Origin of the sequence: Aminobacter niigataensis (assembly GCF_946995915.1) — a bacterium.
Lineage (GTDB): Bacteria > Pseudomonadota > Alphaproteobacteria > Rhizobiales > Rhizobiaceae > Aminobacter > Aminobacter niigataensis.
Genome location: NZ_OX341517.1, coordinates 4,593,038 through 4,608,775, shown reverse-complemented (window position 1 = coordinate 4,608,775; position 15,738 = coordinate 4,593,038). Strand labels below are relative to the sequence as shown.

Annotated in this window: 18 protein-coding genes; all 18 read left to right on the top strand. The window is 62.4% G+C overall.

All coding sequences use genetic code 11. The features are described from left to right. Nucleotides 1–116 precede the first annotated feature (116 nt). The 18 genes from O1Y97_RS22520 to O1Y97_RS22435 all read left to right on the top strand — a co-directional run bounded on the left by O1Y97_RS22520 (nt 117) and on the right by O1Y97_RS22435 (nt 15,733). Complete coding sequence (locus O1Y97_RS22520; protein WP_318762438.1) at nt 117–524, top strand: hypothetical protein; 408 nt, start codon at nt 117–119, stop codon at nt 522–524. Further along, nucleotides 514–2,235, top strand: a complete 1,722-nt coding sequence (locus tag O1Y97_RS22515; protein ID WP_318762437.1) for a terminase large subunit — start codon at nt 514–516, stop codon at nt 2,233–2,235. Before O1Y97_RS22520 ends, O1Y97_RS22515 begins: the two co-directional genes overlap by 11 nt. Then, the gene (locus O1Y97_RS22510; RefSeq protein WP_318762436.1) at nt 2,232–3,500 is read left to right on the top strand and encodes a phage portal protein; all 1,269 of its coding nucleotides are present in this window, start codon (nt 2,232–2,234) and stop codon (nt 3,498–3,500) included. The genes O1Y97_RS22515 and O1Y97_RS22510 overlap by 4 nt, the downstream gene beginning before the upstream one ends. Beyond that, on the top strand, nt 3,484–4,083 hold the full coding sequence (locus O1Y97_RS22505) for an HK97 family phage prohead protease (protein ID WP_318762435.1): 600 nt from the start codon (nt 3,484–3,486) through the stop codon (nt 4,081–4,083). The genes O1Y97_RS22510 and O1Y97_RS22505 overlap by 17 nt, the downstream gene beginning before the upstream one ends. A 106-nt stretch (nt 4,084–4,189) precedes the next feature. After that, nucleotides 4,190–5,464: a phage major capsid protein gene (locus O1Y97_RS22500; RefSeq protein WP_318762434.1), complete on the top strand. Its 1,275-nt coding sequence runs from the start codon at nt 4,190–4,192 to the stop codon at nt 5,462–5,464. Between the two features lie 82 nt (nt 5,465–5,546). Further along, the gene (locus O1Y97_RS22495) at nt 5,547–5,915 is read left to right on the top strand and encodes a hypothetical protein (RefSeq protein WP_318762433.1); all 369 of its coding nucleotides are present in this window, start codon (nt 5,547–5,549) and stop codon (nt 5,913–5,915) included. A gap of 2 nt (nt 5,916–5,917) precedes the next feature. After that, a complete protein-coding gene (locus O1Y97_RS22490) occupies nt 5,918–6,472 on the top strand; it encodes a head-tail connector protein (protein ID WP_318762432.1) in 555 nt (184 codons plus the stop codon). After that, a complete protein-coding gene (locus tag O1Y97_RS22485; RefSeq protein WP_318762431.1) occupies nt 6,466–6,819 on the top strand; it encodes a head-tail adaptor protein in 354 nt (117 codons plus the stop codon). The genes O1Y97_RS22490 and O1Y97_RS22485 overlap by 7 nt, the downstream gene beginning before the upstream one ends. Then, nucleotides 6,806–7,249, top strand: a complete 444-nt coding sequence (locus O1Y97_RS22480; protein ID WP_318762430.1) for an HK97-gp10 family putative phage morphogenesis protein — start codon at nt 6,806–6,808, stop codon at nt 7,247–7,249. The genes O1Y97_RS22485 and O1Y97_RS22480 overlap by 14 nt, the downstream gene beginning before the upstream one ends. A 3-nt stretch (nt 7,250–7,252) precedes the next feature. Further along, entirely contained in the window at nt 7,253–7,624 is a 372-nt protein-coding gene (gene gp17, locus O1Y97_RS22475; protein ID WP_318762429.1) for a tail completion protein gp17, read from the top strand. A gap of 1 nt (nt 7,625) precedes the next feature. Next, nucleotides 7,626–8,321 (top strand): phage tail tube protein, encoded by a 696-nt coding sequence (locus O1Y97_RS22470; RefSeq protein ID WP_245439521.1) that lies wholly within the window; start codon nt 7,626–7,628, stop codon nt 8,319–8,321. A gap of 9 nt (nt 8,322–8,330) precedes the next feature. Continuing rightward, the gene (locus O1Y97_RS22465) at nt 8,331–8,681 is read left to right on the top strand and encodes a GTA-gp10 family protein (protein ID WP_318762428.1); all 351 of its coding nucleotides are present in this window, start codon (nt 8,331–8,333) and stop codon (nt 8,679–8,681) included. Between the two features lie 50 nt (nt 8,682–8,731). Next, a complete protein-coding gene (locus O1Y97_RS22460) occupies nt 8,732–8,977 on the top strand; it encodes a hypothetical protein (RefSeq protein ID WP_318762427.1) in 246 nt (81 codons plus the stop codon). 1 nt (nt 8,978) lies between these two features. Continuing rightward, nucleotides 8,979–11,192, top strand: coding sequence for a phage tail tape measure protein (locus O1Y97_RS22455; protein ID WP_318762426.1), 2,214 nt, complete (start codon nt 8,979–8,981; stop codon nt 11,190–11,192). Further along, nucleotides 11,189–11,554, top strand: coding sequence for a hypothetical protein (locus O1Y97_RS22450; RefSeq protein WP_318762425.1), 366 nt, complete (start codon nt 11,189–11,191; stop codon nt 11,552–11,554). Before O1Y97_RS22455 ends, O1Y97_RS22450 begins: the two co-directional genes overlap by 4 nt. Further along, nucleotides 11,554–12,069, top strand: a complete 516-nt coding sequence (locus O1Y97_RS22445; RefSeq protein WP_318762424.1) for a DUF1833 family protein — start codon at nt 11,554–11,556, stop codon at nt 12,067–12,069. The genes O1Y97_RS22450 and O1Y97_RS22445 overlap by 1 nt, the downstream gene beginning before the upstream one ends. After that, nucleotides 12,066–12,476, top strand: coding sequence for a C40 family peptidase (locus tag O1Y97_RS22440; RefSeq protein WP_318762423.1), 411 nt, complete (start codon nt 12,066–12,068; stop codon nt 12,474–12,476). The genes O1Y97_RS22445 and O1Y97_RS22440 overlap by 4 nt, the downstream gene beginning before the upstream one ends. Beyond that, on the top strand, nt 12,446–15,733 hold the full coding sequence (locus O1Y97_RS22435; RefSeq protein WP_318762422.1) for a phage tail protein: 3,288 nt from the start codon (nt 12,446–12,448) through the stop codon (nt 15,731–15,733). The genes O1Y97_RS22440 and O1Y97_RS22435 overlap by 31 nt, the downstream gene beginning before the upstream one ends. The last annotated feature ends 5 nt before the right edge of the window (nt 15,734–15,738 follow it).

The window sequence follows — 15,738 nt, the reverse complement described above, 5'->3', positions numbered from 1 at the left end:
GGGCGATCCGTGGACCGGGAGGGGGAGGGTCGCAAGCTCTGGCCGTCCCTGCCCTGACCGGCGCCCCCAGGCAGATTTTCGCGAGTGCAAATTAAATTCCGGGGCCGAGATAATCCATGAAGCGCGGCCCCAAGAAAATGCTGCCAACTGAAAAGTTGGCGCGCGGCACGTTCCAGGCCTGTCGGGATGCCGACATTCAGATCATCGAATCGGACGGCATGCCGCAGATGCCGGACTGGCTCACGCCCGAGGGCGAGGAAGTCTGGCAGGATAATGTTGGCCGGGTCAGCCAGAAGCTGGTGTCGGAGGCCGACAGTAACGAGTTCGCCAACTTCTGCGTGTTGCAAGGCGGGATCGTGAAGGCGATCCGCGCTGGCGAAATGCCTCCGGTCGCAGCCTTTGCCGAGGTTCGGAAGAAAGCCGAGATGTTCGGTATCGCCGGCCCGCGCAGCCGCATGGTGGCAGGCGCTCCGAAAGCCCCGGCGTCGAACCCATTCGCCAAGGTAGGGCGTCGTGGATCGTGATTACGTCAAGATCGCCACTGGCTACGCGAAGGAGGTGGCGGCCGGGAAGATACCAGCCTGCAAGTGGGTCCGCCTCGCCTGCAAGCGGCATCTGGACGATCTGAAAAAGGGCAACGGCTTCGAGTATCGGTTCGACTTCGGCGCGGCCGAGGCAGCGTGCCAGTTCATCGAACTCATGCCGCATACCAAAGGCAGTTGGGCAGCGCGCGGCGAGCGCCTGGTAATGCAGCCGTGGCAGGTGTTCATGACCTGCTCGGTGTTTGGCTGGGTCAGCAAGGTCGATGGGTTCAGGCGGTTTCGCCGGGCCATGTTGTTGGTCCCGCGCAAGAACGGAAAATCAGCCTGGGCAGCGGCGATCGGGCTGTACATGCTGACGGCAGACGGCGAGCACGGTGCAGAGATCTTCTCCGGCGCCACGAACGAAAAGCAGGCCTACGAGGTTTTCCGGCCGGCGAAGGTCATGGCGCAGCGGAACCCGGAGTTTCGGGAATTCTACGGCATCGAGGTCAATGCCAAGAGCATCTTCAGTGCCGAGGATGGAGGCCGATTCGAACCGGTGATCGGTAAGCCTGGGGACGGTTCGTCACCGTCATGTGCGATCATCGACGAGTATCACGAGCACGACACTGACGCTCTGCTGGAGACCATGGCGACCGGCATGGGCGCGCGGGATCAGTCGCTGCTCCTGGTCATCACCACGGCAGGTTCGAACATCGCCGGTCCCTGCTACGCCATGATGCAGGAAGCGCGTCGGATGCTGGAAGGCATCATCGAGGATGATGGGCTGTTTGCGCTGCTCTACGGCCTTGATGCCGATGACGACTGGACAACGCCGGCGGCGCTGAAGAAGGCCAATCCGAACTTCGGTGTGTCGGTCGGTGAAAAGTTCCTGCTGACCGAACAGCAGCGCGCCATCAACAACGCCCGACATGTGTCGGCTTTCAAAACCAAGCACCTGAACGAATGGGTGAACGCGAAAGAAGCGTTCTTCAACGTGCAGCGCTGGATGGAAAGCACGGTTGAGGGGCTGAAGCTTTCGGATTTCGACAAGCAGCCATGCAGGATCGGTCTGGACCTCGCGTCCAAGGTCGACGTGGCGGCGATGGAGATCACGTTCAAGCTTGACCGGTGCGACTGCGCGAGGGCCAAGGAACTGATCGAGGCCGGGTATCAGTATGCGCGGTTTGGCCGGTACTACCTGCCAGACGCCACAATCGAACTCGGTGAGAACGAACACTATCAGGCTTGGCATCGTGACGGACTGATCATGCCGACCGATGGCGAGATGATCAACTACACGGTGATCCGCGACGATTTGCTTGAGTACCGGGAAAGATTTCAGGTCGAGGAAATCGCCTTCGACCCGCATCAGGCGCGCATGATGGTCAGCGAATTGCAGGCGCAAGGACTGCCCTGCGTCGAAGTCCTTCCTACGATGAACAACTTCTCGGAACCGATGAAGGAAATGGATGGCCTGATCCGCGAGCACGCCATCGCCCATGACGGCGATCCGGTGTTTTCGTGGATGCTGTCGAATGTCGTGACGAAAGCCAACCACCGCGATCAGGTCTATCCGCGCAAGGAACGCGTCGAAAACAAGATCGACGGCCCGGTGGCGCACATCATGGCGCTCGGCCGGTGGATGGCAACAGAAGAACCGGCCCCGGTTTCGCCGTGGGATAATCCCGAATTCAGTCTGGTAGGCGCATGAAAATCGGTTTGGAAATCAGTCGCTCAGCCAGCGAACAGCGGTCGGGCAGCATCGAGAACCCAGCGGTTCCGGTGTCGCAGACCACGGAGTTCATGGCCTATTTCGGCATTGGTGGGGCCAACCTTCCGAACGTCACCATCGACAGCGCCTTGACCGTTCCTGCGGTGCTGGCGGCCGTGGCGTTCCTGTCGCGTACCATGGCTACGGTCCCGCTGCATGCCTACCGCGATACCAATGGTGGGCCAGTCAAGTTGACCGGCAAGACGGCGGTCACCATCCACGATGCGCCCAACGATTTGATGGGATCGTTCAAGTTCCGACAGTATTTCTGGCAGTGCGTGTTCACCGGCGGGCGCGGCCTGGCGTGGATCGAACGGAACGGCTCGGTGATCGAGGCGCTATGGCCGATGGACCCGCGCAAGGTCTCGATCAAACGCGTCGGCTTCGATCTGGTCTACAAGTTCGGCGACAAGACGTATCCGGCCGCCGACGTGATCGATATCCCCTTCATGCTGAAGGACGATCAGGTATCGCATTACGGCCCGATCAGGCTGGCGGCAAAGGCGATCCAGCTTGCTTTGGCGATGAACGATTACGGTTCGAACTTCTTTGCCGGTGGTGGTGTTCCGCCGCTTGCCTTGACCGGCCCGCTTCCGCAGGGGGCCGACGGTTTGCAGCGCGCCATGGGCGATATGCGCCGTGCCATCGACGAGGCAAAAAGGAGCGGCAAGCAGATATTTCCGATCCCTCCCGGACACGACCTGAAGGCGGTCGGCTTCGATCCGCAGAAGGGGCAGATGACGGATGCTCGGCTGTTTCAGATTCAGGAGGTCGGGCGCGCTTGGCAACTGCCTCCGGTGTTCCTGCAAGATCTGAGCAAGGGCACCTTTGCCAATGTCGAGCAGCAGGATTTGCATCTCGTCAAGCATCTGATCAGCCAGTGGGCAAAGGCGTTCGAGGATGAGGCGAACCTGAAGCTGTTCGGACGCTTCAAGAACGGCCGCTATGTCGAGCACAATCTTGATGGCCTGATGCGTGGTGACTTCAAGAGCCGGATCGAGGGTATCGCCCGCGCGATCCAGACCGCTCAGATCACGCCAAACGAAGGCCGCGCGCTTGAGAACAGGCCGAAGCACAAGAACCCGGATGCCGATGAACTGCTGGTGCAGGGTGCGACTGTCGTGCTCGGCAAGCAGCCGCTGAAACCTGAACCTGAGAAACCATCCGACGACATCGACGGAGAGAAAAATGACGACCAAGCCTGAAGGCGCAGAAAAGCGCTCGCTTGTCCGCCCGGTCGAGCACCGGGCAGATGCCAATGGCAAGATGACGGTGTCTGGCTATGCGGCGGTGTTCGGCGAGGTTGCCGATATCGGCGGCTGGTTCAAGGAAGTCGTTGCCCGCGGCGCTTTCACCAATACGCTTCGGACGGCAGACGTTCGGGCCTACTTCGACCATGATACCGGCCGTGTTCTCGGCCGGCTTTCCTCCGGTACCCTGCGTTGCGAGGAAGACGACAAGGGCTTGCGGGTCGAAATCGATCTTCCCGACACGACCGATGGCCGCGACGTGAAGACACTCGTCGAGCGCGGTGATGTCTCGGGCATGTCATTCCGCTTTGAGGCGGTTCGGCAGGAATGGGACGAAACGGTCGACCCGCCGAAACGCACCCTGTTGGAAGTCCGTCTTGGCGAGGTCAGTGTCGTTTCCGAGCCGGCCTATGACGGAACATCGGTGGCGATGCGCTCATTGGATGAAGCGCGCAAGGGCGCTCGGCGCCAGCGCAATGCCGCAGCCTTCGCTCGCCGCAAGGCCGAGGCGGAAGCGAAGTTCCGCAAGATTTCCTGAATTCACCCGGCAATCCAGCCGGAGGGCGCGGCAAGCATCCCGCTTCCCGTCTCCACCCGCCTGCTTTCGAGCGGGCCTTTCGACGTTGCTCACATAGGAGAAACCCATGAGCAAAGAACTGATTGAGAAGCGGGAAAAGCTCGTAGTCGACGCCCGCTCGGCCCTGGATGAGATCAAGAAGAACACCGACGAGGCTCGCGCCGCCGAGCTCGAAAAGCGCCATGACATCATCATGGCCGAGTTCGACAAGGTTGATGCGCAGCTCGCCCGCGAAAAGCGCATGGCCGATGCACAGAAGCGCATTGACGATGCCGCTGCTGAGGAGCGGGCCAAAAACCGGCCGAACCCTGGCGATGGTGAAGGTCGCGGCCAGGATGACGGTGAACAGGTCACCTATCGCTCTGCTTTTCATCGCTACGTGCAGGTGGCCGGCGACATGTCGGCGCTGTCTGCCGAGGAACGCGCTGCCTTGCAGGCTGGTGTCGCTTCGAAGGAGGCTCGCGCGCAGACTACGAGCACGCCGAGCGCCGGCGGCTACACGGTCCCGACCGAACTCAGCAACCAGATCATCAAGTCGATGAAGGCCTGGGGGCCGATGTACGACGAGGATATCTGCACGGCGATGAACACCAGCGCCGGCAATCCAATCGATATCCCGACCATTGACGACACTGGCGTGCCGGTTGCCAAACATACCGAAGCCGGCGCCGTGACGGACGATGGTGGATCGGACGCCACCTTCGGCAAGAAGACACTCAATGCGTTCGCCTTCGACACCGAGTGGGTCAAATTCTCCTGGGAACTGGCGCAGGACTCGATCTTCAACTTCGAAACCCTGCTTGGTGATCTGCTCGGCCAGCGTCTTGGCCGTCGTGCCAATCTCGAGCTGACCACTGGCGACGGCGTCGACGATCCGAACGGCATCGTCACGGCCTCCAGCCTCGGCAAGACTGCCACGGCGACGGCTGCGATCACCTATGACGAAATCATTGACCTCGTGCATTCGGTCGATCCGGCTTATCGCCAGTCGCCGAAAGTGCGGTTTATGTTCAACGACACCACGCTCGGCGCCCTGCGCAAGCTGAAGGACGCCGAAAACCGCTACATCTGGACGGCTGGTGATGTTCAGAACGGCGTTCCGGGCAGCATTCTCGGCTACCGCTATTCCATCAACCAGGCGATGGACAGCCTTGCGGCGGCCAAGAAGGTCATGCTGTTCGGTGACTTCGGCAAGTACTTCGTTCGCAAGGTCGGCGGCGTCGTGATGTTCGTCGCCCGCGAGCGCTTCGCGCCGGATATCGGTCTGCTTGGCCTGATCCGCCTCGACGGTGAGCTTGGCGATACTGCCGCCGTCAAGCACCTCATCACTGCCGCCACGTAAGTTCGGCTTTGCAAGGCGGGCGGCCATCATCCTGAGCATGTCGAAGGACGGTCGCCCGCTCTCAAAACCGAAGGAGACGATCATGAAACTGAAAATGCTTGAGAGCATGGCCGGCCGGGATTTTTCCATCTCCGTCGGCGAAGTCACAGACCGATTCTCGGACAAGGAGGCGGCACGTTTCATCAAGGCCGGCCTGGCTGAAAAAGCACCCGTTGAGCCGGTCAAGAAGCCCGATACGAAAAAGGAATGGGATGATGAGCGGGCGATGCTCCTTGAGGAAAACGCGCGCCTGATCAGCGAGAATGAAGCCGCCAAGAGCCGCGAAAATGAGATGGTCGAGCAGATCGAAGCTTTGGCGGCGTTCAAGGCCGCTGTGGTGGCGGCACTTGGTGAAAAACCTGTCGTTCAGGAACCTACCAACGCCGTGGCCCTGCCGGAAACGCGCGGCTGACCATGTGGTATCCGTCGACAGTCACGGAAGCGCCGCCCGTCGAGCCGGTGACGCTGGAGCAGGCGAAGCAGCAGTGTGGAATTCTGTCAGCCGAAACCTACTTCGACGCCAAGATCAATTTCCTGATCAAGGCGGCCCGTTCGCATGCCGAGGAATACTGCAACGCCCGGTGGGCGGAGCAGACGATCGTTTCGGAATGCGACAGCTTTGCCGACTTTGAACGCCTCTCGGAAGGCCCGCTGAAATCGGTCACGTCGATTTCCTATGTCGATCCGGCTGGTGAGACGCAGACAGTCGATGCTGCGGTCTACGAGGCACACAAGGACGGGCTGGAACCATCCATCGGACTCAAGTCGGGTCAGGTATGGCCACACATCCTGTTAGGTTCGCGGATTACGCTGACAGCGGTCTATGGCGGATCAGTGCCTGAAAGCGTAGCGCATGCCATGCTGCTGTTCATTGCCGACGCCTTCCATCGCCGCGAGAATTCAAGGCAGGAGGACTGGACCGTGCTCGACGCGCTGCTCTGCAACCACAGGCGGGGCGCGTCATGGTAGGGGCCGGAAAACGAAGTCGGCTGATCACGATCGAGCGGTTCACCTCCACGCGAAACGAATTCAACGAGTTGGTCGAAACTTGGTCGAGCTACATGGATGCTCTGGCTGAAAAGAAGGATGCGTCCGACGTTGTGAGGACGGAAATCCTCGGCGCGGAACAGGTCGGATCATTCCTTCTGAGCCACTTCGTTATTCTGTGGTCCCCGACGGCAAAGACCGTCTCTCCAGTCGACCGCATCAACTACGACGGCCACGTCTGGAACATCAAAGGCACCAAGGAAACCGCCGAGGGGCGCAACCGCTTTATTGAGATCACGGCGGTGAGGGCGAACAATGGCGGGGGTTAAAGTCCACGTCGAAGGGCTGAAAGAACTGGAGCAGGCGCTCCAGCAGCTGCCGAAGGCCAACGCCAGGGCCGTCCTGCGCCGGACGCTGAAAGAGGCCGGCGAGCCGGTTGCGAAGACCGCCCGATCGCTGGCCCCGGCGCATCTCGGCTATCTGCGTGAGGGCATCGACGTCAGCACCCGGCTATCAAGCCGCCAGTCCAAGCTGCACAAGAAGCAGTCTCCGGTGGAAGTGTTCATCGGCCCTAAGCCGGATCCTGCGGCCCACCTGCAGGAGTTCGGCACCGGTCCCGGCCATCAGGCGCAGCCGTTCATGCGGCCGGCATGGGATCAGCATAAGAACGAGGTCCTGGACATCATTGCCAACCGGACGTGGCTTGAGATCGAGAAGACCGCCGCACGCCTGGCGAAGAAAGCCGCGAAGGGCAGATAGTCCATGGAAGAAGCATTGACTGCGCTGCTGGCACCCGTTGCCGGCGGGCGCCGCTATTGGGGCCGCAAGCCGCAGAGCGACCCTGCCCGGCCGTATGTGGTCATGCAGCGGATCGACGGCCTGCGCGATTACCACATGCAGGGCGCCTCCGGCTATGTCGCGAGTCGCGTCCAGATTGATTGCTACGGCGAAACCTACACCTCGACCAAGGCCACGGCGCGTGCCGTGCGCGACACCCTTTCTGGGCATCGCGGCGGCATCTTTCAGGGGATTTTCCTTGATGGCGAAAGAGACCTTCCCGCTGCGGACGCGGGCGAGGTGACGAACCTGTTCCGCACTTCACTCGACTTCCTGGTTCATCACAAGGAGACCTAAGATGGCCGAAACAGCCGCCTCAATTGGCTATGGCTCATTCTTCCACATCAGCGAAGACAACGGCGCGACATGGATTGAGCTGGCCGAGGTGTTCGACATCACGCCGCCGAACGACACGGTGGACGAGATCGACGCCACGCATATGCAGTCGCCGAACCGCACCCGCGAGTTCATTCCCGGCCTGATCGATCCCGGTGAAGCATCGTTCGAAATGAACTTCGTGCCGGGCTCGGCGTCCGATCTGAAGGTCGCGGCGCTGAAGGTCGCCGGGGCGCGAGTCAAGTGCCGCATCACCTTCCCGAACTCGGTCGCGTGGGTGTTTTCGGGCTGGATCTCCAGCTACGAGCCCGCAGTGCCGACCGACGACAAGATGACGGCCACCGTCACCTGGCGCGTCACCGGCTCAACCGTCTCGACGCCTGCGGCCGCCCCGACCAACACTGCGGTCCCGGCCATCGGCGGCATTGCGCAGGTCGGCCAGACGCTGACGGCCTATCCCGGCGAATGGACCGGCTCGCCGACCTTCACCTATGTCTGGAAGGCCGAAGGCGTGGCGATCCCCGGTGCGACCGCGTCGACCTATGTCCCGGTTGTCGGCGATGTCGGCGACAACATCACGGTCACGGTCACCGGCACGAATGCCGCCGGCAATGCGTCTGCGACATCGGCCGAAACCCTGCCCGTCATCGCGGCGTAAGGAGCGGAGATGGCAAATCCACATCGTGGCTCGGTCGCCCTTCAGGCGGGCGATCGGGCTTACACCCTGTCGTATTCGGTCAACGCCATCTGCGAGCTCGAGGCCGAACTCGACAAGCCGGTCACCGAGATCGTCGCCAGCATCCAGGATCCGAGGCAGCTGCGCCTGTCGTCGGTGCGTGTGCTGGTCTGGGCGGGGCTTCGGGATCACCATCCCGACCTGACGGTGCAGGAGGCCGGCACGATCATCACTGACGCCGGCATCCAGACGGCTGTCAATAAGGTTGGCGACGCGTTCAAACTGGCATTCCCGGGGGCGAAGGCAAAGGCAAACCCTCGGAAGGCGGCGGGGGGAGGCTAGACCCTCTGCCGCTGCTGCAGTCATGGGCCGAAGCCGGACAGGACCCCGCATTGTTCTGGTGTCTCACCGTTCGGGAAATCGGCGCCATCCTCGACGGCGTATCAAACCGGCTCAAGCGGGAGCACAACGACCGCGCATGGGTCGTGTGGCACATCGAGGCGCTGTCTCGCCAGAAGAAACTCCCGAAGCTCAAGGACCTGCTGCACGACGCTCCGAAAAAATCGAAGCGCCGGCAGACGGTCGAGGAACAGATCGCCATCGCCCATAGGTGGACGGCGGCAATGACGAGGCATTGACATGGCAGGTAGTGCAGTCATCGGCAGCCTTCGCGTCGTGCTCGGCATCGACACGGCGATGTTCGACAAGGGCTTTGCCGATGCGATGAAAGGACTGAAGGGCATCGGCAAGTCGATGCAGTCGGTCGGCAAGACCATGTCTGCCGCTCTCACGGCGCCCATCCTCGGTTTCGGGGCGCTGACGCTCAAGACGGCCGGCGCCTTCGAGGCGTCCATGAACCGCGTTGCTGCTGCCACCGGGGCGACGGGCGCGGAGTTCCAGGCGCTGGAAACGCTGGCGCGCGACCTTGGCCGAAGCACGTCAAAGTCGGCATCGGAATCTGCCGACATGCTGGAAATGCTCGCCAAGAACGGGTTGAGCGCGGAGCAGATCCTCGGCGGCGCGGCCGAGGCTGCGATCAAACTATCCGAGGCAACGGGTGGCGAGCTTTCGCGATCCGCCGACGTCGCCACCAACGTCATGGCGCAGTTCGGACTTGAGGCAAAGGATCTGGCGAAGGTCGTCGACCAGATCACGGCGGTGACGCTCGATTCTCAATTCGGCTTCGACGACTACGCTCTCGCTCTCGGCCAGGCAGGCGGTGTGGCGGGTGCTCTTGGCGTCGAGCTGACCGAATTCAATGCTGTCATTGCTGCGACGTCCGATGTGTTCAACTCCGGCTCGGATGCCGGAACGTCGTTCAAGACATTCTTGACCCGGCTTGTCCCCGCTTCGGATGCGGCGGCGGCCACCATGGAAGAACTCGGCCTCAAATTCTTCGAGGCTGACGGGTCGATGAAGTCCATGTCCGCCATTGCAGGCGAACTTCAGACCAAGATGGCGGGCCTGTCCGACGAGAAAATGAACGCCGCGCTGAAGGATATCTTTGGCGTCGACGCGATGCGCACCGCCGTGGCGCTGATGAACCAGGGCGCGTCGGGCATCGACGCTGCCACCGAGAGCATCAACCGCAAGGGCATTGCCGATCAACAGGCGGCGGCCCGCATGGCGGGCCTCAACGGCGAGATGGAAAAGCTCGCGGGTGCGTTCGAAGACCTGCAGATCGCAATTGCCGACAGCGGGCTGCTGGCGGTGGTGACAGAGTTTGTGACCAAGCTCGCCGAGTGGGTACAGTCCCTGGCCGAAGCCAACCCCGAACTGCTCAAATGGGGCACGATCATTGCCGGCGTCGTCGCCGCCCTCGGCCCGCTCGTCCTGGCGCTGGGTGTCGTTGCCACGGGCATTGCCGCTATCGGCGCGCCTGTCGCGCTGGTGATCGCCGGTCTTGGTGCGCTCACGGCTGCGGTCATTGCCTTCTGGCCTGAGATCCAGAACCTCGCCTCGATCGTCACGGCCTTCGTCGCGGGTGCCTGGGCCCAGTTCGAGGCCGCATGGGACGGCATGGTTGCCAAGGTTCATGCCGTCAAGGACAGCATCGTCCAGTTTGTAGCCGAGATACCGGCCATCTTCGCCAACCTCGCCGCCCAGATGGTCGAGATCGGCGCCCAGATCATGGACGGCCTGTGGCAGGGCATCAAAGGCAAGTTCGCCCAGGTCAAGGATGGCATCGCTGGTTTTGCCAGCGGGCTCGTCGACAGCGTCAAGAGCACGCTCGGCATCCATTCGCCATCGCGCGTGATGTACGAGGTCGGTACCAACGTCATGCAGGGTCTGTCCGACGGCATGACCAGCATGCAAGGCGGCATTTCCAATATCGCCGGAAGCATCGGTTCCACCATCTCCGGCGCCTTCCAGGGTGTTATCGACAAGACGAAGACCGTCAAGGAAGCCATCGCGGACGTCATGAAGTCCCTCGGCAGCATGATGCTTGACGCCGGTTTCAAGATGTTGATTGGCGCCATCTTCGGCGGGGGAGGTGGAGGTCTCGACCCATGGGCAGGTTTGCGGCTTCCGGGCTTTGCGCGGGGCGGCTCGATCTTGCCGGGAGGGGCAGGCGGCATCGACAGCCAAGTGGTCGCCTTCCGCAAGTCACCGAATGAACGCGTCGACATCACCAAACCTGGCCAGAGGTTGTCGAGTGGCGGAGCAGACGTGAAGATCGAGATCATCAACAACACGCCCGCCCAAGTCCGGCAGGAGAGGGAGCGCGGCGGTGACGGTACAGAAATCCGTCGGTTCATCCTCGATACGGTGAAGCAAGGGATGGCCACAGGCGATCTCGATCAGCCCAACAAGGCGCGCTTCGGCGCCTCGCCGACGAAGGTGCTGCGATGAGCGATCCAACCTGGCCTGTCGAACTGCCACCTGCAGCCCGTATCGGAATTTCTGGCGGCCCCCAGTCCAACGCAGTGTCATTTCAGCCTGAGGTAGGTCCGAGCATCGACCGGCGGCGTGCGTCGACGGTTGTCCGCAAGTATCAGGTTGAGCTGCCTCCGATGGAGAGCGCGGCCTACGACGTGTTCATGGCGTTTTTCAACGACACCCTGGCGAGCGGCATCTTGCCGTTTCAATGGTACGATCCGTTCACGCGTAGCGTTCGGCGGTTCAAGTTCGTCCATAACGATCCCGTCTATTCCGAGCAGGCACTTCGAAGCGGGCTTTACGTGATCAGCTTCGAGCTCATGAGGCTCGACTGATGGAGCGCTCGGTCCCGCCTGGTGTCCGGCGCGAGATCGATCGCCAGGAGTCACCGGAGATCCATCTCGTGTTCCTGACGCTTCGGCACAAGATGTTGCCGGAGCCAATTCGCGTTGTGTCCGATCCGGCTGACTTCCTGCTCGGGGGTTATCTCTACCAAGGCTTTGAGTTCGAAATCACCCTACTCTCCGACGCCGAAGAAGCGCCAAAAGCACGCCTCACCGTGCAGAACGTCGACCGCCGCATCGGGGATGCGGTGTTCAACGCGACTGAGCCGGCGCGGCTCGACATCGAGGTCGTAGCGGGATCGCAGTTCGACCTGTCGGTGGCGCCTCGCGTTCCGCTTGGCCCATCGGTGGAGCACATCTACGTGGCAAGGCACCTCTACCTGACCGATGTCGAAGGCGATGTGCTGCAGCTCTCCGGCACCATCAGGTCGTGGGATTACACGCAGGAAAGCTGGCCGGCACTCAGGGCAACCCAGAACAGGTTTCCAGGGCTCTACTGGTCGTGACCTGGCTCAATCGCTACGTCGGCATTCCGTTCGTCAGTCGCGGGCGGTCGAGGGCCGGGCTCGACTGCTGGGGATTGGTGCGGCTCATCTATGCGCAGGAACTCGGCATTGAGTTGCCGTCCTATGGCGAGATTGCCGCGCACGACCTCATCAGCGTCAGCCGGGAGGTCACGTCGGGCAAGGACGGCGAGGCGTGGGGCGAGGTCGACAGGCGCGATCTGCGCCCATTCGACGTCGTCGTCATGCGCTACCACGGCTCTCGCCGCATCGGCCATGTCGGAGCGGTGGCCGATGCCACAAACATGATCCATGTCGAAGAAGCGAGCGCGGCCGTCGTCGTGCCGCTCGCCCACTTCACCATTCGCGAGAGAATTGCATGCTTCAGGCGTCACCGCTTCTTGGCGTGATCCAGGCTGTCTGGCGCGAGCCATTCGCGCTCGGCAGTCCGCGGGTCGAATACTGGCCGGGCGGCCTCACCGTCGCCGAGATGGCGGCGCGCATGCCCGACATTCCGGCCGAGTTCTGGGAGCACGGACGAATTCTCGTCAACGGACAGGACGTTCCGCGCGAGATGTGGCCGTTCGTTCGTCCGAATCCGTCGACAGCCGAGCGGCAGGTGGATGTGACGCTGCATCTGCCCCCACAAGGCGGGGGCGGTCAGGGCCGCAAGAGCATCTTCGGGCTCATCGCCGCCATTGCGCTGACCTTCGTCACCGGCGGCATAGCCCAGTTCGGCATTCCGCTGCTTGGCATCGCCGGCGGCACTGTCGGTGCGCAGTTGCTCGCGGCATCGGTCGGCATCGTCGGAGCGTTGGTCGTCGGCGCGCTCTCGTCGCCACCCGTCCGGTCGGCTGCGAACAAGGACCAGTCCGACACGCGCGAAGTGGAACCGGCGTCCGTTTCCGGCAACCTGCTTGAGCCGAATGCCGCCATCCCGCGCGTGATCGGCACGCGGCGCGTGTTCCCGCCTTTCGCCTTCGAACCAATCGTCGAGCTGATCGGCCAGGACGAGTATGTCGAGGCCGTTCATTGCCTTGCCGGGCCGCATCTGTTGCAGGACATCCGCCTCGGCGACACGACCTGGGATCCGGCGGCAACCGATACCGACCTGACCATCGAGACGCGCGCCGGACTACCGGGAGAAAAGAAGCTCAAGCTGACGCGGCGCCAGGGAAGGACTTTCGACCTCGGTACGGAAATGTCGGTGCATGGCACAGATGCCGAGGACCAGTCCAAGTTCGCGCTGCCCTATCCGGTCTGGCACGGCATGGCGACGGCAGAAGCGCCCGACGAGGCGTGGCTGCACATCATGATTGCCGGCCTGACACGGCAGCAGGATGTGGCCCAGAAGCTGCGTATCCCGTTCCGTATCAGGATGCGGCGGCGTGGCAGCGTCGCCTGGCGCTATCTGCCCGAGATCCACTACATGGACGCCAGCCAGGCGCAGCGGCGCGTGCAGATCAAGTTCCTGTTCGGCGAGGCGTTCGAGGGCGTGTTGCCCAACCCGAGCCAGGACCGCGGCTTTGTCGAGGCCCGCAAGCTGGTTCCCGGCCAGAACCTCCTGCCGGTTGGCGCAGACTTCAACTGCGATCCCTATTTCTCGGCAGGTGCCGGCAACGACATCTACCGCTACGCCACCAATGAAACGACGAATGTCCGCAACATCCTGCTTGCGCCCGACATGGTGACGGTGTGCCTGTCAGCGGCGGACTGGCCGGCCGGCGTGTACGAGATCGAGGTGATGCGCGGCGCCACTTTCCGCAATGACCTCTTCACGTCCAATACCTACGTCTACAGCGGCAGCATTCTGGACTTCTACGGCTCGACGACGTCGAACAACCTGCCGCTGACACGCGAAGGCCTGCTTGACCGGGTGCAGCTCAGGCGCATCGTGTCGATCCGTGCCCAGTATCCCATCGCCCAGAAGAACCTTGCGCTGATCGCGCTGAAGGCGCGCAACCGCGCAATCGGTCGGCTGTCGGTCAAGGCCTCCGGCTATGTCCGCGACCTCGATCAATATGATCTTCCCGCGAGCGCGCCTGCGGAGTTCGAACCGCTTTCGTTCACTGCCATGGGCGGCGGGACGGTTGCCGGCGATGTCTCTTTTGAGGCCGACATCTTGTTTCCGACTTCGCCGCCTGCCGGTGGTGTCATTTGGGATGCCGGCAGGAACGCTGCCAACGGTTCGTCAATCTTCACTTGGTCGGCCGGGACGCAATTGCAGTTTCGGGCCGGCGACGGCTCGGGTGCGGTTGGTGCCAGCAATGCCAGTACCTGCGTTCTGAACGTCCCGACATCGTCGCTGCCGTTCGATGGCAGGCGGCATCGCGTTGCATGGGACGTGCGGATCAACCCAGGCAGAATTCGGCTATGGGTCGACAATGTTCTGATCGGTGAAGCTTCCACGACGGGCGGCGGTTCCATTGCAGCCTGGGCGGCAACCGATCTGAACATGGGTTATCTCACTGCCGATGGATCAACCGTTGCAGGTGTCACCGCCGGCACGCGCACCGATTGGCCGGGTGCTTCGCTATCCAGTGAATTGCGCATGTTTGCCGGGCAATTGTTCACCACCAACAGGTCGACATGGGGTGCATTGGTTGTCACCTCCAATCCGGCGCCTCACTACCTCGACATGCTGACCGGGTCGCTGAACTTCGATCCGATGCCGGAGGAGCTGGTCGACTTCGACGGACTGACAGCTTGGCGGCAGGCCTGCATCGACAACGCTTATAGCTGCGACCTGGTCGCTGAAGGCGAGGGGCTGGCCGATGTGCTCCGCCTGGTCGCTTCTTGCGGCTATGCGCGGCCCTACCAGTCCGAGCTATGGGGCGTGATCCGCGACTATGACCGCAGCGCAGAGGCTCCGGTGCAGGTATTTTCGCCGCGCAACATGGCCGGCTTCAGCTGGAAGAAGGCCTTTCCTCGCGTGCCGGCCGGGTTGCGCGTCAACTACCGAAACGAAGACCTCGACTATGCGGCCAAGCAGATCGTCGTCTACCGGTCGGGCGCAGAGGGGACCGACGCCCGCACCGAGCAGGTGACCTATGACGGCTTCGTCGACGAGGCGAAGATCATCAGCCGCGCCCAGTTCGACCTAGCGCAGGCCGAGCACCGCGCGACGTTCTACTCGTTCACGGCTCCCGTCGAGGCAATCGTCTGCCGCCGCGGTTCGCTGGTGGCAGTCAGCCACGACATCCTGAGTCGGCACTACGGGTTCGGGCGCATCAAGTCGGTGCTGACCAGCGGCGGAAACGTGACGGGCATCGTGCTCGACGGCGCCATCGAGGTGAAGAACGCGCCCGACCTGTTGGCCACTGCCGACGTGCTGGCTGTGCCCGACATGCTCGAAGTGGGGCTGAAGACAGGGATCGCAATCCGGCGCGCCGACGGCAGAACGACGGTTCATGCCCTTTCCAATGCCGCGGGAGAAACCGACACGCTGACGTTCGCAACGCCGGTTCCCGACGAAACGACGGCAGGCGGCCCGTTCGACGGTGGCCCGCTGATCCCTGAGATTTCCGAGGGCTGTCTCGTCGTCGCCGGCACGCTCGGGCGCGAGTTCAAGCGCCTCATCGTCACCGAAATCGCCAACGGCAAGGACCTCACGGCCAACCTGACACTGGTCGACGAGGCACCGCAATTGTGGAGCGTGGCGGCGTAACCGCG

What these genes read in the sequence shown, in the direction of transcription:
- O1Y97_RS22520 (WP_318762438.1), top strand. Translation starts at nt 117, where the DNA reads ATGAAGCGCGGCCCCAAGAAAATGCTGCCAACTGAAAAGTTGGCGCGC.
- O1Y97_RS22510 (WP_318762436.1), top strand. Translation starts at nt 2,232, where the DNA reads ATGAAAATCGGTTTGGAAATCAGTCGCTCAGCCAGCGAACAGCGGTCG.
- O1Y97_RS22505 (WP_318762435.1), top strand. Translation starts at nt 3,484, where the DNA reads ATGACGACCAAGCCTGAAGGCGCAGAAAAGCGCTCGCTTGTCCGCCCG.
- O1Y97_RS22500 (WP_318762434.1), top strand. Translation starts at nt 4,190, where the DNA reads ATGAGCAAAGAACTGATTGAGAAGCGGGAAAAGCTCGTAGTCGACGCC.
- O1Y97_RS22495 (WP_318762433.1), top strand. Translation starts at nt 5,547, where the DNA reads ATGAAACTGAAAATGCTTGAGAGCATGGCCGGCCGGGATTTTTCCATC.
- O1Y97_RS22490 (WP_318762432.1), top strand. Translation starts at nt 5,918, where the DNA reads ATGTGGTATCCGTCGACAGTCACGGAAGCGCCGCCCGTCGAGCCGGTG.
- O1Y97_RS22485 (WP_318762431.1), top strand. Translation starts at nt 6,466, where the DNA reads ATGGTAGGGGCCGGAAAACGAAGTCGGCTGATCACGATCGAGCGGTTC.
- O1Y97_RS22480 (WP_318762430.1), top strand. Translation starts at nt 6,806, where the DNA reads ATGGCGGGGGTTAAAGTCCACGTCGAAGGGCTGAAAGAACTGGAGCAG.
- gp17 (WP_318762429.1), top strand. Translation starts at nt 7,253, where the DNA reads ATGGAAGAAGCATTGACTGCGCTGCTGGCACCCGTTGCCGGCGGGCGC.
- O1Y97_RS22470 (WP_245439521.1), top strand. Translation starts at nt 7,626, where the DNA reads ATGGCCGAAACAGCCGCCTCAATTGGCTATGGCTCATTCTTCCACATC.
- O1Y97_RS22465 (WP_318762428.1), top strand. Translation starts at nt 8,331, where the DNA reads ATGGCAAATCCACATCGTGGCTCGGTCGCCCTTCAGGCGGGCGATCGG.
- O1Y97_RS22455 (WP_318762426.1), top strand. Translation starts at nt 8,979, where the DNA reads ATGGCAGGTAGTGCAGTCATCGGCAGCCTTCGCGTCGTGCTCGGCATC.
- O1Y97_RS22450 (WP_318762425.1), top strand. Translation starts at nt 11,189, where the DNA reads ATGAGCGATCCAACCTGGCCTGTCGAACTGCCACCTGCAGCCCGTATC.
- O1Y97_RS22445 (WP_318762424.1), top strand. Translation starts at nt 11,554, where the DNA reads ATGGAGCGCTCGGTCCCGCCTGGTGTCCGGCGCGAGATCGATCGCCAG.
- O1Y97_RS22435 (WP_318762422.1), top strand. Translation starts at nt 12,446, where the DNA reads ATGCTTCAGGCGTCACCGCTTCTTGGCGTGATCCAGGCTGTCTGGCGC.